The organism is Dietzia sp. CH92 (assembly GCF_032248695.1).
Classification (GTDB): Bacteria; Actinomycetota; Actinomycetes; order Mycobacteriales; family Mycobacteriaceae; genus Dietzia.
Map to the genome: position 1 here is coordinate 44,521 of NZ_JAVHXC010000010.1, position 15,419 is coordinate 59,939.

At 70.1% G+C, this 15,419-nt stretch carries 11 protein-coding genes and 1 tRNA gene; 8 read left to right on the forward strand and 4 right to left on the reverse strand.

Annotation, left to right across the window (positions count from 1 at the left end; all coding sequences use genetic code 11):
* Nucleotides 1-14: 14 nt before the first annotated feature.
* Nucleotides 15-464: an SRPBCC family protein gene (locus RWK90_RS16350; protein ID WP_314038684.1), complete on the forward strand. Its 450-nt coding sequence runs from the start codon at nucleotides 15-17 to the stop codon at nucleotides 462-464.
* A 66-nt stretch (nucleotides 465-530) separates the two neighbouring features.
* Here RWK90_RS16350 and RWK90_RS16355 read toward each other — a convergent pair.
* Nucleotides 531-604, reverse strand: a tRNA-Leu gene (locus RWK90_RS16355).
* A gap of 79 nt (nucleotides 605-683) precedes the next feature.
* Between RWK90_RS16355 and polA the strand changes: the two genes are divergently transcribed.
* The 4 genes from polA (at nucleotide 684) to RWK90_RS16375 (ending at nucleotide 6,219) form a co-directional block, all read left to right on the forward strand.
* Nucleotides 684-3,473 (forward strand): DNA polymerase I, encoded by a 2,790-nt coding sequence (polA, locus tag RWK90_RS16360; RefSeq protein ID WP_314038685.1) that lies wholly within the window; start codon nucleotides 684-686, stop codon nucleotides 3,471-3,473.
* A 90-nt stretch (nucleotides 3,474-3,563) separates the two neighbouring features.
* Nucleotides 3,564-4,466: an ABC transporter substrate-binding protein gene (locus RWK90_RS16365; RefSeq protein WP_314038686.1), complete on the forward strand. Its 903-nt coding sequence runs from the start codon at nucleotides 3,564-3,566 to the stop codon at nucleotides 4,464-4,466.
* Nucleotides 4,467-4,477: 11 nt separating this feature from the next.
* Nucleotides 4,478-5,461: an amino acid ABC transporter permease gene (locus RWK90_RS16370; RefSeq protein ID WP_314038687.1), complete on the forward strand. Its 984-nt coding sequence runs from the start codon at nucleotides 4,478-4,480 to the stop codon at nucleotides 5,459-5,461.
* Nucleotides 5,458-6,219 (forward strand): amino acid ABC transporter ATP-binding protein, encoded by a 762-nt coding sequence (locus RWK90_RS16375; RefSeq protein WP_314038688.1) that lies wholly within the window; start codon nucleotides 5,458-5,460, stop codon nucleotides 6,217-6,219. Before RWK90_RS16370 ends, RWK90_RS16375 begins: the two co-directional genes overlap by 4 nt.
* Nucleotides 6,220-6,268: 49 nt before the next feature.
* Here RWK90_RS16375 and RWK90_RS16380 read toward each other — a convergent pair whose 3' ends face one another.
* On the reverse strand, nucleotides 6,269-7,090 hold the full coding sequence (locus tag RWK90_RS16380; RefSeq protein WP_314038725.1) for a class I SAM-dependent methyltransferase: 822 nt from the start codon (nucleotides 7,088-7,090) through the stop codon (nucleotides 6,269-6,271).
* Nucleotides 7,091-7,167: 77 nt separating this feature from the next.
* Between RWK90_RS16380 and rpsA the strand changes: the two genes are divergently transcribed.
* Both rpsA and coaE read left to right on the forward strand, forming a co-directional pair.
* Nucleotides 7,168-8,640, forward strand: coding sequence for a 30S ribosomal protein S1 (gene rpsA, locus RWK90_RS16385; protein ID WP_314038689.1), 1,473 nt, complete (start codon nucleotides 7,168-7,170; stop codon nucleotides 8,638-8,640).
* 182 nt (nucleotides 8,641-8,822) lie between these two features.
* Nucleotides 8,823-9,911, forward strand: coding sequence for a dephospho-CoA kinase (coaE, locus tag RWK90_RS16390; protein ID WP_314038690.1), 1,089 nt, complete (start codon nucleotides 8,823-8,825; stop codon nucleotides 9,909-9,911).
* Between the two features lie 97 nt (nucleotides 9,912-10,008).
* Here the strand turns inward: coaE and RWK90_RS16395 are convergent, their stop codons facing one another.
* A complete protein-coding gene (locus RWK90_RS16395; RefSeq protein ID WP_314038691.1) occupies nucleotides 10,009-11,583 on the reverse strand; it encodes a DUF4185 domain-containing protein in 1,575 nt (524 codons plus the stop codon).
* 1 nt (nucleotide 11,584) lies between these two features.
* Nucleotides 11,585-12,964 (reverse strand): DUF4185 domain-containing protein, encoded by a 1,380-nt coding sequence (locus tag RWK90_RS16400; protein ID WP_314038692.1) that lies wholly within the window; start codon nucleotides 12,962-12,964, stop codon nucleotides 11,585-11,587.
* A 201-nt stretch (nucleotides 12,965-13,165) separates the two neighbouring features.
* Between RWK90_RS16400 and uvrB the strand changes: the two genes are divergently transcribed.
* The gene (uvrB, locus tag RWK90_RS16405) at nucleotides 13,166-15,295 is read left to right on the forward strand and encodes an excinuclease ABC subunit UvrB (RefSeq protein WP_314038693.1); all 2,130 of its coding nucleotides are present in this window, start codon (nucleotides 13,166-13,168) and stop codon (nucleotides 15,293-15,295) included.
* Nucleotides 15,296-15,419 lie beyond the last annotated feature (124 nt).

Here is a 15,419-nt window from a genome sequence, read left to right on the forward strand (position 1 = left end):
GAGGAGTCATCACCATGGCCAGGGTCACCGCCACCAACACGATTGTCATCGAGGCCCCTGTCGACGCCGTGACCACGGCGATCGCCGACTACGCCCAGGTCCGCCCCCGGATCCAGCCGGAGCAGTTCAGCGCCTACCGCCTCATCGAGGGCGGCCAGGGGCACGGGACCGTCGCGGCCTGGAACCTGCAGGCCACGAAGAAGCGCAACCGCGACGTCAAGGCGACGGTGACGGTCGACGACGCCGGCGCACACTGGTCGCTGGTGGAGAAGGACGAGAACTCCTCGATGGCCACGACCTACACCGTCCGGGAGGCCACCGGCGGATCCCTGGTCGAGATGACCACGTCGTGGGAGGGTGCAGGGGGCGTGGGCGGCTTCTTCGAGCGGACCTTCGCACCGGCAGGGCTCAAGCGCATCCAGCACCAGCTGCTGGCCAACCTCAAGGGCGACCTCGAGGGCTGAGGTACCGAAACCGGTACGACGACCGCCGGCCCACACGATCGCGTCGTGTGGGCCGGGCCGTCACCGTGCCCCCGGTCGGACTCGAACCGACACTGGACGGGTTTTGAATCCGTTGCCTCTGCCAATTGGGCTACGGGGGCGAGCGGGGTGAGCCGCTGGTCGGGAAGTCTAACCGACGACCGATGAGCGCCTGTCCGACGCCCGCCCTAGAGTGGCCGTGTGAGCACCACGAGCCAGACCACAGACTCCGACACCGCCGCCAGCACCGCGCCCCGGGGCGCCACGGGGGACGGGCCCACCCGTCTGCTGCTCCTGGACGGACACTCACTCGCGTTCCGCGCGTTCTACGCGCTCCCGGCGGAGAACTTCTCCACGGCCTCGGGCCAGCACACCAACGCCGTCTACGGCTTCCTGTCGATGGTCGCGAACCTGGTCACCGAGGAGGAGCCCACGCACCTCGCCGTGGCGTTCGACGTCTCGCGCGCGACGCTGCACCGCACGGCCGAGTACCCCGAGTACAAATCCACCCGCTCGGCCGCTCCGGAGGAGTTCAAGGGGCAGGTGGAGCTCATCCAGGAGGCCCTCGGAGCGCTCGGGGTGCGCACGCTCTCGCTGGAGGGTCACGAGGCCGACGACATCATCGCGACGCTCGCCACCGACGCGGCGCGGGTGGGGGACGCGCAGATCCTCATCTGCACCGGGGACCGCGACGCGCTGCAACTGGTCACCGACTCGGTCACCGTGCTCTACCCGGTCAAGGGTGTCTCCGAGCTCGCGCGGTACACGCCCGAGGCCGTCGAGTCGAAGTACGGCGTGACCCCGACGCAGTACCCGGATGTCGCCGCCCTGCGCGGTGACAACTCCGACAACCTCCCCGGGGTGCCGAAGGTCGGCGACAAGACCGCGGCGAAGTGGATCACCCAGTACGGCAGCCTGTCCGAGCTCATCGCCCACGCCGACGAGATCAAGGGCAAGGTGGGGGAGAGCTTCCGCGAGCACCTCCCGCAGGTCCAGCTCAACCGCCGTATCACCGAACTCACCCGCGACCTGGACCTGGGCGTCGAGCTGACCGACCTGGCCCGCTCCACCCCGGAGCGGGGCGACGTCAACGCCCTGTTCGACCGGTTGGAGTTCGGCCCCCAGGCCCGCGACCGGTTCCTGTCGGCGTTCCTGCCCGAGGGGGCGCCGGAGCCCGCCGCCGAGGTCGAACTGGAGCAGGCCGCGCTCCTGCACGCGGGCGAGGTCTCCGACTGGCTCGCAGCCCACGCGCCGGCCGGGCAGCGGCACGGCCTCGTCGTCGTCGGCCCCTCCCGACCCGGCGCGGGCGACGCCCAGACAGTCACCATCGCCGCCGCGGGCGGCGCCTCCGCCCACCTCGACCTGGCGATGATCGGCCCCGAGGACGAGCAGGCCCTGCAGGGCTGGCTCGGAGACGACGCCGTGCACAAGGCGGTGCACGACGCCAAGGCCGCCACCCACGCGCTCATGGGGCGCGGCCTGCGGCTCGGCGGCGTCACCATGGACGTCGCACTGGCGGCCTACCTCGTCCGCCCGGGCCAGCGCAGCTACGGCCTCGCCGAGCTCTTCCAACGACACCTGCGCCGTGAGCTACCCGAGGCGGAGGCCGCGGAGAAGCAGCTGTCGTTGCTCGACGAGGTCGACGACGCCGAGGCGGCGCAGAAGGCCGCCGACGCCGCGGCGACCCGGGCCCGCGCCGTGGTCGATCTCGCCGAGCGACTGGACGTGGAGCTGGAACAGGTGCACGGGGCGACACTCATGGCGGAGATGGAACTGCCGCTCGTCCCCGTGCTCGCCCGGATGGAGTCCATCGGCATCGCGGTCGACGCCGCCGCGCTCGACGGGTTGCGCGACGACTTCGCCGACCGCGGACGGCGGGCCGCGGAGGCCGCCTACGCCGCGATCGGCGGCGAGCAGATCAACCTCGGGTCGCCCAAGCAGCTCCAGGTGGTGCTGTTCGAGACCCTCGGCATGCCGAAGACCAAGAAGACCAAGACCGGGTACACCACCGACGCCAAGGCACTCGAGGAACTCCTCGCCAAGGAGACCGGCGACACCCCGGGTCGGGCGTTCCTCGAGGCCCTGCTGCTCCACCGCGAGACCACCAAGATGCGCACCACCGTCGAGGGGCTCATCAAGACCATCGGGGACGACCGGCGCATCCACACCACGTTCAACCAGACCGTCGCCGCGACGGGGCGGTTGTCGTCGACGGACCCCAACCTGCAGAACATCCCGGTCCGCACCGAGGACGGGCGACGCATCCGCGGATCGTTCGTCGTGGGCGAGGGATACGACTGCCTGCTCACCGCCGACTACAGCCAGATCGAGATGCGCGTCATGGCGCACCTGTCCGGAGACGCCGGGCTCATCGAGGCGTTCCGCACCGGCGAGGACCTCCACTCGTTCGTCGGCTCCCGGGCGTTCGGCGTCCCCATCGACCAGGTCACCCCGGAGCTGCGGCGCCGCGTCAAGGCCATGAGCTACGGCCTCGCCTACGGACTCAGCGCGTTCGGACTCGCCGCACAGCTCGGCATCAGCCAGGGCGAGGCGCGCGAGCAGATGGAGGCCTACTTCTCCCGCTTCGGCGGGGTCCGTGACTACCTCCGGGCCGTCGTGGAGCAGGCCCGCAAGGACGGGTACACCGAGACCCTCTTCGGTCGTCGCCGCTACCTGCCCGAGCTCAACTCGGACAACCGTCTCAAGCGGGAGAACGCCGAACGCGCCGCCCTCAACGCGCCCATCCAGGGCACGGCCGCCGACATCATCAAGGCCGCGATGCTCAAGGTCGACGCGGACCTCACCGAACGCGGACTGAACAGTCGCCTCCTGCTGCAGGTCCATGACGAACTGGTCCTCGAGATCGCCCCGGGCGAGCTCGACGAGGTGCGCGACCTGGTGGTGGACCGTATGTACTCCGCCATCGAGCTGGATGTCCCGCTGGACGTGTCGACGGGAACCGGTCCCGACTGGGACTCGGCGGCACACTGACCATTCATGCGCGATTCATTTTGTGACGATCCCCTGATGCCCTAGGTTCATTGCAGATTCGGCCACCCCGACGCCTGGAAGGGCACCATCATGACGCTCACCTCACGCCGCGGCCTGCGCGCCGCGTTGGCACTGTCCGCCACCGCGGCCCTCGCCCTCACCGGGTGCACCACCAACACCGAGGGGCCTCAGGACTCCGGGGAGCCCAGGAACGAGGTCTCCCTGGAGGCCGACGAGCAGATCGCCGCGCTCGTCCCCGCCGAGATCCGGGACAAGGGCGTCATCGTGATCGGCACCAACCCGCCCTACGCGCCGAACGAGTTCAAGAACGAGAACGGCGAGATAGTCGGGTTCGACATCGACGTGATGACCGCTGTCGCCCAGATCATGGGGCTCCGGGCGGAGTTCCGCGAGTCGGACTTCGACCGGATCATCCCGGCGATCGAGGGCGGCACCATGGACATGGGCGCCTCCTCGTTCACCGTCAACGACGAGCGGCTGCGGACCGTCGACTTCGTGACCTACTTCGAGGCCGGGATCCAGTGGGCCTCGGCCGCGGGCTCCGACGTGGACCCGGACGACGCGTGCGGGCTGAGCGTGGCCGTCCAGCAGACCACCGTCTCGGACCAGGAGGACGTGCCCGCCCGCAGCGAGGCCTGCGTCGCCGCCGGCAAGCCGCCGATCGAGAAGGTCCAGTTCGACTCCCAGGACGAGGCGTCGACGGCCGTCGCGCTCGGCAAGGTCGACGCGATGTCGGCGGATTCGCCCATCACCGCGTACGCGGTCAAGCAGTCGGAGGGCAAGATGCAGCTGGCCGGCGACGTCTTCGACGCCGCCCCCTACGGTTGGCCCGTCCGCAAGGGCTCCGAGCTCACCGTCGCCCTCGAGGCCGCCGCGGACAAGCTCATCGAGACCGGTGACTTCGAGAAGATCGCACAGAACTGGGGCGTCGAGGACGGCATGATCGACGACGCCGAGATCCGGAAGGGCTGAGGGTCCACAACGTGAGCACCGCGGAGAAGGGGGCCGGGGCCCCCGCGGCGGACGCCCCGGAACCCATCAAGGCCGTCCCGCTCCGGCACCCGTGGCGATGGGTGTCGGCGACGATCGTCCTGGTCCTCGTGTTCCTGTTCGTCTGGGGAGCGGCGACCAATCCCGCCTACGGCTGGGACACCTATGCGCGCTATCTGTTCGACACCCGGTTCGGCACGGCCGTGTTCTACACGATCGCGCTCACCGTCCTGTCGATGATCCTCGCCGTGATCCTGGGGGTCATCCTCTCGGTGATGCGGATGAGCGCCAACCCGGTGCTCAAGGCAGTGGCCTGGGTGTACCTGTGGATCTTCCGCGGGACCCCCGTCTACGTGCAGCTGCTGTTCTGGGGGTTGATCTTCACGATCTACCGCCAGGTCCAGTTCGGCATCCCGTTCACCGACATCCAGTTCGTCCGCTTCGACGACACCATGGTCCTGTACTCGGCGTTCTGGCTGGCCGTGGTGGGCCTGGCGATGAACGAGGCCGCGTACATGGCGGAGATCGTCCGCGCCGGCATCTCGTCCGTCCCGGAGGGACAGGCCGAGGCGTCGACCGCGCTCGGCATGACGTGGGGTCAGACCATGCGGCGCACCATCCTGCCGCAGGCGATGCGCGTGATCATCCCGCCCACCGGCAACGAGCTCATCTCCATGCTCAAGACCACCTCACTCGTGGTGGCCATCCCGTTCTCGGGCGAGCTCTACGGGCAGGCCCGCGACATCTCGGGCGTGAACTTCCAGCCGATCCCGCTGCTCCTGGTGGCCGCCACGTGGTACCTGGTCATCACCAGCGTGCTCATGGTGGGCCAGCACTACCTGGAGAAGCGGTTCTCCCGCGGCGCCACCCGGCAGCTCAACGCCAAGCAGCTACGGGCGCTGGCCGAGGCCGACGGGTTGACCCCGTCCGCGCTCGCGGCGGCCAGAGGGACCGACCAGTCCGGAGGAATGGCATGACGCCGATGGTCAAGGCCGATCAGGTCTGCAAGAACTTCGGTTCGCTGCAGGTGCTCAAGGGGATCTCGTTGGAGGTGGCCGCGGGCGAGGTGCTGTGCCTGGTCGGGCCCTCGGGCTCCGGGAAGTCGACCTTCCTGCGCTGCATCAACCACCTCGAGAAGGTCGACGCCGGTCGGCTGTACGTCGACGGCGACCTGGTGGGCTATCGCGAGAAGGGGGACAAGCTCTACGAGATCTCCCCCAAGCAGGCGGCGCGTCAGCGACGTGAGATCGGGATGGTGTTCCAGCACTTCAACCTGTTCCTGCACCGGACGGCGCTGGAGAACGTGATCGAGGCGCCGATGCTCGTCAACGGGCTGAGCAGGGCCGAGGCGACGGAACGAGCACGCGACCTCCTCGACCGGGTGGGGCTGGGTGCCAAGGCCGACGCCTACCCGGCGCAGCTCTCCGGAGGGCAGCAGCAGCGGGTGGCCATCGCCCGGGCGCTGGCCATGGACCCCAAGCTGATGCTGTTCGACGAGCCCACGTCGGCGCTCGACCCGGAACTCGTCGGCGAGGTCCTCGGCGTCATGCGCGAGCTGGCCGACGCGGGCATGACCATGGTCGTGGTCACCCACGAGATGGGCTTCGCCCGCGAGGTCGCCGACACCGTCGCGTTCATGGACAACGGTGTCGTGGTGGAATCCGGCAGGCCGGCCGACGTGCTCACCGCGCCGAGCCACCAGCGCACCCGGGACTTCCTGTCCAAGATCCTCTGACGCGCGGCGGTCCCGCGGCTCACGCGGGACCGCCGGTGGACAACCGGCGTCAGGGCAGGGTGGCCACGAAGATCGCGGTGCCCGGGAAGATCGCGCCCCGCAGCGGGCTCCACTGACCCCACTCCCGGTCGAGCCACTCCGGCCACTCCGGCTCGATGAGGTCCCGCACCACGAACCCGGCCGCGACCAGTTCGCGGATCCGGTCGCCCACCGTCCTGTGGTGCTCCACGTAGGCCAACTCGCCGTCGTCGTCGTACTCCGTGTACGGCGACCGGTCGAAGTAGGGGAACACGGCCCGCAGACCGTCGGGGCCCGGGTCGTCCCGGAAGATCCACCGCATCGGGTGGTTCACCGAGAACACGAATCGCCCACCCGGGCGCAACACGCGCGCGGCCTCCGCCATCACACCCGCGGAGTCCGCCACGAAGGGGATCGCGCCGAACGCCGAGAACGCCACGTCGAAACTCGCGTCGGCGAACGGCAGTCGTTGCGCATCGGCCTGGATCAGCGGCACCGACGCCGCCGGGCCGGTCGAACGGCGCGCCGCCTCCGCACCCACGCGGAGCATCCCCGCCGACAGGTCCACGGCCACGGCGTGGGCCCCCTGTCCGGCGAGCCATCGGGCGCACGGAGCGGAACCGCAGCCGATCTCCACCACGTCGCGTCCCTCGACGTCGCCGAGCAGATGCCAGTCACCCTCGTGCAGGCCCTCCGGGCACCAGATGAACTCGCCGTCGGGGGAGTGGGCGCCGAGGAAGTCGCCGTGTTCCTCGTGGTAGCCGGAGGCCTCCGAATCCCACCACGCGCGGGAGGCCCGCACCGATTCTCCATGTCCTGGGGGGTTTGTGGACGTCACGGCAGAAGCGTACAGTTGACGGACGCGTGCGTAAGCGTTCGCGTTCAGTCCGTCCACCTACGATTCCTATCCACCTCGGAGCACCCCACCCTATGACCACCAACACCACGTCCCCGCAGGTAGCCGTCAACGACATCGGCTCCGCTGAGGACTTCCTCGCCGCCATCGACGCCACGATCAAGTACTTCAACGATGGTGACATCGTCGAGGGCACGATCGTCAAGGTCGATCGCGACGAGGTCCTGCTCGACATCGGCTACAAGACCGAGGGTGTCATCCCCTCGCGCGAACTCTCCATCAAGCACGATGTCGACCCGGGTGAGGTCGTCGAGGTGGGCGACGAGGTCGAGGCCCTGGTTCTGACCAAGGAGGACAAGGACGGCCGCCTGATCCTGTCCAAGAAGCGCGCCCAGTACGAGCGCGCCTGGGGCACGATCGAGGAGCTCAAGGAGAAGGACGAGGCCGTCAAGGGCACCGTCATCGAGGTCGTCAAGGGCGGTCTCATCCTCGACATCGGCCTCCGTGGCTTCCTCCCCGCCTCGCTCGTCGAGATGCGTCGCGTGCGCGACCTCCTGCCCTACGTGGGCCAGGAGCTCGAGGCCAAGATCATCGAGCTGGACAAGAACCGCAACAACGTCGTGCTCTCGCGCCGTGCGTGGCTGGAGCAGACCCAGTCCGCCGTGCGCTCGGAGTTCCTGCACCAGCTGCAGAAGGGCCAGGTCCGCAAGGGCGTCGTGTCCTCGATCGTCAACTTCGGTGCGTTCGTCGACCTCGGCGGCGTCGACGGCCTCGTCCACGTGTCCGAGCTGTCCTGGAAGCACATCGACCACCCGTCCGAGGTCGTCGAGGTGGGCCAGGAGGTCACCGTCGAGGTCCTCGACGTCGACCTGGACCGCGAGCGTGTCTCCCTGTCGCTGAAGGCCACCCAGGAGGATCCGTGGCGGCACTTCGCCCGGACCCACGCGATCGGCCAGATCGTCCCGGGCAAGGTCACCAAGCTCGTCCCGTTCGGTGCGTTCGTGCGCGTCGAGGAGGGCATCGAGGGCCTGGTCCACATCTCCGAGCTGGCCGAGCGCCACGTCGAGGTCCCCGACCAGGTCGTCTCCGTGGGCGACGACGCCATGGTCAAGGTCATCGACATCGACCTCGACCGTCGTCGTATCTCGCTGTCGCTCAAGCAGGCGGACGAGGACTACACGGAGGAGTTCGACCCGTCGAAGTACGGCATGGCCGACAGCTACGACGAGGCCGGCAACTACATCTTCCCCGAGGGCTTCGACCCCGAGACCAACGAGTGGCTCGAGGGCTTCGAGAAGCAGCGTGAGGAGTGGGAGAACCGCTACGCGGAGGCCGAGCGTCGCCACAAGATGCACACGGCCCAGATCGAGAAGGGTCGCGTCGCCGCCGCGGAGGCCGCCGAGGCCGCCCCGACCAACTACTCGTCGGAGTCCGCCCCGTCCTCCCGCCCGGCCGCCGATGCCGGCGTGTCCGAGACCACCGGCGGTTCGCTGGCCTCGGACGAGCAGCTGGCCGCGCTGCGTGCCAAGCTCGCGGGCGGCGAGTGATCGGCTCGCAGGCTGACGGCGCCTGAGCGCGCCGGCGACCTCGGCCGCGACCCCGGAGGGTCGCCCACCACGGTGGGTGCCCTCCGGGGTCGCGGTCTATTTCCGTCCCGGCACGGCCGCCCGGTCGTCGGTGCGGGCGGCCATCCGGACGGGTGACCGGACGGTGACCTAGACTCCAGACCATGCTGATGGTGGGTCTGACCGGTGGGATCGGCGCCGGCAAGTCGACGGTGACGGCGGTACTCGCGGAGGCGGGAGCGGTGGTCGTGGACGCCGACCGCATCGCCCGCGAGGTCGTCGAACCGGGCAGCCCCGGGCTGGCGATGCTCGTCGCCGAGTTCGGTGAGGACATCCTCGGCCCGGACGGGGCGCTCGACCGTGCGGCCCTCGCGGCGAAGGCGTTCGTGGATGCCGAGCGGACGGCCGCGCTCAACGCCATCACGCACCCGCTCATCGGGGAGCGGACGGCGGAGCTGTTCGGGTCCGCTCCGGAGGACGCGATCGTGGTGCACGACATGCCGCTCCTGGTGGAGGGCGGGATGACCCCCGGGTACCACCTGGTGATCGTCGTGGACACGCCGGCGGCGATCCGCCTGCAGCGGCTCGTGGAGCAGCGGGGCATGCCGGAGGACGACGCTCGCGCCCGCATGGCGCGTCAGGCGACCGACGAGGCCCGCCGCGCCGCGGCCGACGTCCTGATCGACAACTCCGGGGACCGGCAGACGACCATCGACCTCACGAACGCGCTCATCGAGGTCCGTCTGGATCCGTTCGAGCACAATCTGCGCACCGGTACCCCGGTCATCGGTGACCGCACCGTCGTCCCGTTCCGGCCGGAGTGGGCGGGGGAGGCCGAGCGGGCCTGTGCGCGGCTGCGACACGTGGTGGGGGGTCTCGCCACGCGGATCGACCACGTCGGGCCCACGGCGGTGGACGGTCTCGACGCGCCCGACGTGATCGACCTGCAGGTGACGGTCGCCGACGCGGCTGCGGTGGAGGCCGCGCTCGCGAAGCTGACCGGGGCGGGCTACGTACGCGACCGTACGAGCGATCGTCCGCTGCTGCACTGGTGCGACCCCCTGCGGCCGCTGGAGGTGACGGTGGTGGCCGAGGACGACCCGGAGCACGAGTTCGCCCTGCTGATGGCCGAGGTGATCGGGGCCGACCCCGGGGCCCGCGCGGAGTACTCCGAGATCCTCAGACGCGCCAACCGGGAGGAGACGCGCCGCTTCGAGCGGACGCTCACCGAGGCGTCGATGCGAGACCGCTAGGTCGGGGCCCGGCCCGGCCCCGGCTCGCCTCGGCCCAGCCCACCCCGGCCCCGTGCGGGGGCCGTGCCGGGGCCGGGCGGGGGCTGGGCGGGGCGGGTCACTCGGTGGGGACGATCCCGTTCACGAGCTCGGACACGGGCACGCGGCGCACGATCTCGGACTCGACCGGCGCGGCCTCCCCGGGTGCGGGCACCCCGACGCGGGCGCGGGGGCGTTCCGGGAAGAGCTCGGTGAGCCGGGTGCGGACGAGGAAGACGTTGTACGCGTTCCAGGTCGTGACGAGGTAGTACAGGTCCTCGCCCTGAGCCCACGGGTGCATGAAGGCCCCGTAGACGCCGGGGAGCATGGAGTAGTCCACCAGGGTGGTGGCCGCGCTCCACGGCCCCTCGGGACGGTCCGCCGTGCGCAGGACGACGGAGTCGTAGCCCTGGGAGTACATGGCGGTGTACTTGCCGAGGTGGGCGTTCCACATGGTGGAGATCTCACTGGCCGGGGCGGGCAGCACGCGGCTCGCCTCGCGGATGTCGCGCACCCAGGCCCGGCCGTCCCAGTACTCGTACGCGCCGGGGTCGAGCACGCCGGCGACCGGCGGGGGCCCGGGGGCGTCGAGGTCGTCGGCACCCGGTGACCCCGCCAGCGGGACGCGTGCGACGATCGCCGCGCCCTGCCGCCCGGAGGGGGTGAGGTATTCGTACAGGTGGTCGTCGGTCGCGAGGAACGAGCTCATCTGCGCGCCCCGCCACGCGGCGTCGGCGGCGGGGGATCCGGGGCCCGTGGGGACGGTGTCGGTGATCGGCCGGGCCATCGACGGCACGACGGTCCAGTTCTCCCCGTTGTCGGTGGAGTACGCCAGTCCGGAGTAGTTGGTGGTCCACGATCCCGGCTGGCCCCAGTGCGCGACCGACATGAACCGCAGGTACTGGACGCCGTTCACGGCGATGCCCGCGGTGGGGATGATGGTCACCTCGCCTGGCAACCCCGAACGCGGGACGATGGACTTCGCCAGGCCGTCGGTGCCCATGGCCGCGGAGTCGATGGTGATGCCGTCGGTGAGGTCGGTGTCGCCCGAGCGGAACAGCACGTTCGACCGCCACTGGGTCCCGGGCACGGTGCAGTCACCCATGGTGTCCCCGAAGGCCATGAGGACCTGCGGGTCGTCGGGGTCACCGTTGTCCCACATGATGCCGAGGTCGGTGCCGCCGACTCCGAACCGGCCGATGGAGTCGGAGGGACTGGTGGGCCCGGTGACGAGCTGTTCGAACCGGGTGGGGCCGCGCAGGACGGGGACGGTGCCCTCCTCGCCGGTGATCCAGGGCGGCATCCCGTAGACCGAGCCGATCATGGGGTCGAGGGAGCCCGAGAGGCCGTTGCCGAGCGAACCGGTCTCGAGCTCGCGGACGAGCGACCCGGACCGGTCCGCCGAGCCGAGGGCGCGGGAGGTGGAGCCCAGCAGGCCCGAGTCGCCGGACGATCCGAGGGAGCCGAGCGACCCGGTGGCCATGCCCGCGCCGGTGCGGTGTTCGAGCAGCGAACCGAAGTTGCCGAACATCTCGCTGCACGGTCCCGCCGAGGCCGTCCCGGCCCCGGTGGTGCCGACGGTGGTGACAGCGGCGGCCAGGGTGACGGACGCGGCGGTGAGTGCCCCCAGGAGGCGGGGGAGTGGGCGGGTCATCTCAGGCTCCCGGGAGGGGTCGACGCTCGACGAGGACGGTCTCACCGGTCTCGGCGGGGTCGGGGGTGTTGCGGGTCCAGCTGTCGTCGACGGTGCGCACCCGCGCGCGGGGATTAGGGAAGGTGCGAGGCGGGATGTCGGACAGGTCGGTCCGCATGAGGAAGACGTTGTAGGCGTCCCACGTGGACATCGTGTAGTACAGCTCCGCGCCGTCGGTCCGGACGGCCGGGCTCCACGGGTGTGCGAAGGCGCCGTAGAGGGTGGGGACCTGGCGGTACGACACCAGGATGTCCTCGCCGGACCAGGGGCCCTCCGGGCTCTCGGCCTGGGCCATGACGATGTTGTTGGCGCGGTTGTTGTAGATCGCGATGAAGCGGTGCAGGTGCTCGCTCCACGTCACGGACAGCTCGCTGACGGTGGTGTTGACCGCCGGGGCACCGAGGACCGGGCGGGCGTCGCCGTGGTCCGCGGACCAGCCGGAGCCGTCCCAGTACTCGTAGGCGTCCATGTCCTCGATCTGCGCCGCGGGCACCCGGGCGAGGCGCGCCGAGCCGCTCCGGCCGGAGGGGGTGAGGTACTCGTAGACGTAGTCCCGGCCGTCCACCCGGTGCTTGAGGAACGCGCTCATCTGGCCGTCGGTGTGCCGGGTGTGCCGGTCCCCGAGGTCCGCGGGTAGCGGCATGGGCGCGGTGCCGCGGCGAGCGGTGCCGGACACGGGCTCCCAGTTCTCGCCGTTGTCGGTCGAGCGGGCGAGCGCGGAGTAGTTGGTGGTCCACTCGCCGGGCAGGCCCCAGCGCTCGACGGACATGTACCGCAGGTACTGGGTGCCGCCCACCTCGACACCGGCGGTGGGGATCACGGTGGTTTCACCGGGCATGTCCGACCGGGGGAGGATCGACTTCGCCATGCCTTCCCGCTCCATGGGCGCGTCGTCGATGCGCATGCCGTCCGACAGGGTCGGGTCGGAGGAGCGGAAGAGGATGTTGCTGCGCCACTGGTCGCCCGGCACGGAGCAGTCGCCCATGGTGTCGCCGAGGGCCATGTGCACCTGGTCCTCGCCGCCCGCCCCGCCGTTCTCCCACATGATCCCGAGGTCGGTGCCCCAGATGCCGAACCGGTCGACCGTGTCGTTGGGGCTGGTGGGTCCGGTGAGGAGCTCGACAGTGGTGGTGCGGCCCTCGAGGACCGGGATGTAGCCGGCGCCGCCGTCGTGCCACGGGGTGGCCGGGGTCCCGGGTGCGCCGATCGAGCCACCGGAGGAGCCGCCGAGGGAACCGCTCCCACCGCCGATGCCGGCGGGGGGCCACGGGTCGCACGGCGCGGCGGACGCGACGGGGGCGAGGAGGGAGAGCGCCCCGGCCGCGAGCGATGCGGTGGTCACCCCGGCCAGGGTCCGGACACCGTGGGGACGAGAGGAGGGGCGAGAGGGGGGACGACGACGAGGGGGGCTCCAGGCCACGGTGTTCTCCAGACGGGAATGACAGGGTCGAGCAAGAGTCAACAGTACGGTAGTTGGCACCTCTGACATCGGGCGGGAGGTCGCCGGTGGGCGGGTGTGGACGAGTGCTCGTACTCTGGCGGTATGGCATTCGCGACCGAGATCCCCGACGACGGGGTCCCCGTTGACCCGACCGTGCTCTCGTACTCCGAATTCCGACCGATCGGCGACGTCGAGCGCAGTACGGACCGCTTCGAGGTGGTGAGCGAGTTCACCCCGTCCGGAGATCAGCCGACGGCGATCGCCGAGCTCACCGAGCGGCTGGCGCGGGGGGAACGCGACGTGGTGCTCCTCGGTGCCACGGGTACCGGTAAGTCGGCGACGACGGCGTGGCTCATCGAGAAGGTGCAGCGTCCGACGCTCGTGATGGCGCCCAACAAGACCCTGGCCGCGCAGCTGGCCAACGAGCTCCGCGAGATGCTGCCGAACAACGCCGTCGAGTACTTCGTCTCGTACTACGACTACTACCAACCCGAGGCGTACATCGCGCAGACGGACACGTTCATCGAGAAGGACTCGTCGATCAACGACGACGTCGAGAGGTTGCGGCACTCGGCGACCTCGTCGTTGCTGTCCCGGCGGGACGTCGTGGTGGTCAGCTCGGTCTCGTGCATCTACGGCCTCGGCACCCCGCAGTCGTACCTCGACCGGTCCGTGTCCCTCGCCGTGGGGCAGGAGGTCGACCGCGACCAGTTGCTGCGCCTGCTGGTGGACGTCCAGTACGAGCGCAACGACGTCTCGATGACCCGCGGCACGTTCCGGGCGAAGGGCGACACCGTCGACATCATCCCCACCTACGAGGAGCTCGCGGTGCGCATCGAGTTCTTCGGTGACGAGGTCGACGCGCTGTACTACATCCACCCGTTGACGGGCGACGTGGTCCGCCGGGTCGACGAGGTACGCATCTTCCCGGCCACCCACTACGTGGCCGGCCCCGAGCGGATGGCCAAGGCGATCGCCTCGATCGAGGAGGAGCTGGAGGTCCGGCTCGCGGAGCTCGAGAACCAGGGCAAGCTGCTCGAGGCCCAGCGCCTGCGCATGCGGACGAGCTACGACATCGAGATGATGCAGCAGGTGGGGTTCTGCTCGGGCATCGAGAACTACTCCCGCCACATCGACGGCCGACCCGCCGGCAGTTCCCCGGCCACGCTCATCGACTACTTCCCGGAGGACTTCCTCACGGTCATCGACGAGTCGCATGTGACCGTCCCCCAGATCGGTGCGATGTACGAGGGCGACGCGTCCCGCAAGCGCAACCTCGTCGACTTCGGCTTCCGCCTGCCGTCCGCCCTGGACAACCGGCCGTTGACCTGGGAGGAGTTCTCCGACCGGGTGGGGCAGACCGTGTACCTCTCCGCGACCCCGGGCCCCTACGAGATGGGTCGGACCGGTGGGGAGTTCGTCGAGCAGGTGATCCGCCCGACCGGCCTGGTCGACCCCAAGATCGTGGTCAAGCCCACCAAGGGCCAGATCGACGACCTCATCGGGGAGATCCGGGCGCGCGCCGAGCGGGACGAGCGGGTGCTGGTGACCACGCTGACCAAGAAGATGTCCGAGGACCTCACGGACTACCTGCTCGAGCTCGGGGTGCGCGTGCGGTACCTGCACTCCGAGATCGACACCCTGCAGCGCGTCGAGCTCCTGCGCGACCTGCGCCGCGGCGAGTACGACGTGCTGGTGGGCATCAACCTGCTGCGTGAGGGCCTCGACCTGCCCGAGGTGTCGCTGGTCGCGATCCTCGATGCCGACAAGGAGGGCTTCCTGCGCTCGAGTACCTCGCTCATCCAGACGATCGGCCGCGCTGCCCGAAACGTCTCGGGCGAGGTCCACATGTACGCCGACACCATCACGGACTCGATGCGGTACGCGATGGAGGAGACCGAGCGGCGCCGCGAGAAGCAGATCGCCTACAACACCGAACACGGCATCGACCCGCAGCCGCTGCGGAAGAAGATCGCCGACATCCTCGACCGGGTCGGGGAGGAACGCGGCGACTCCGCCGACGCCGGGGACCGCCCGGAGCTGGTGGGCGCGCGTGCGGTGGGCGACGCCGCCCGGCCCCGCAAGGAGTTGGAGAAGCTCATCGAGGAGATGACCGAGCAGATGATGTCCGCTGCGACGGATCTGCGCTTCGAACTCGCGGGACGTCTGCGCGACGAGATCGCCGAACTGCGCAAGGAGCTCAAGGGGATGCGCGAGGCGGGCATCGACTGACCGCGGCCGGTGACGGGCGCCGGCGGGATCCCGCGCGCCCGGCCGGATCCCGCGCGCCGGTCCCGACCGCGCTTACCGTGCACGTTCGCGGCCGCCTGGGACTACGCTGTGTGGAACGTGTTCC

Excerpts from the sequence above, each read along its gene's own strand:
- RWK90_RS16350 (WP_314038684.1), top strand. The coding sequence starts at position 15 with ATGGCCAGGGTCACCGCCACCAACACGATTGTCATCGAGGCCCCTGTC.
- RWK90_RS16365 (WP_314038686.1), top strand. The coding sequence starts at position 3,564 with ATGACGCTCACCTCACGCCGCGGCCTGCGCGCCGCGTTGGCACTGTCC.
- RWK90_RS16375 (WP_314038688.1), top strand. The coding sequence starts at position 5,458 with ATGACGCCGATGGTCAAGGCCGATCAGGTCTGCAAGAACTTCGGTTCG.
- rpsA (WP_314038689.1), top strand. The coding sequence starts at position 7,168 with ATGACCACCAACACCACGTCCCCGCAGGTAGCCGTCAACGACATCGGC.
- coaE (WP_314038690.1), top strand. The coding sequence starts at position 8,823 with ATGCTGATGGTGGGTCTGACCGGTGGGATCGGCGCCGGCAAGTCGACG.
- RWK90_RS16395 (WP_314038691.1), bottom strand. The coding sequence starts at position 11,583 with ATGACCCGCCCACTCCCCCGCCTCCTGGGGGCACTCACCGCCGCGTCC.
- uvrB (WP_314038693.1), top strand. The coding sequence starts at position 13,166 with ATGGCATTCGCGACCGAGATCCCCGACGACGGGGTCCCCGTTGACCCG.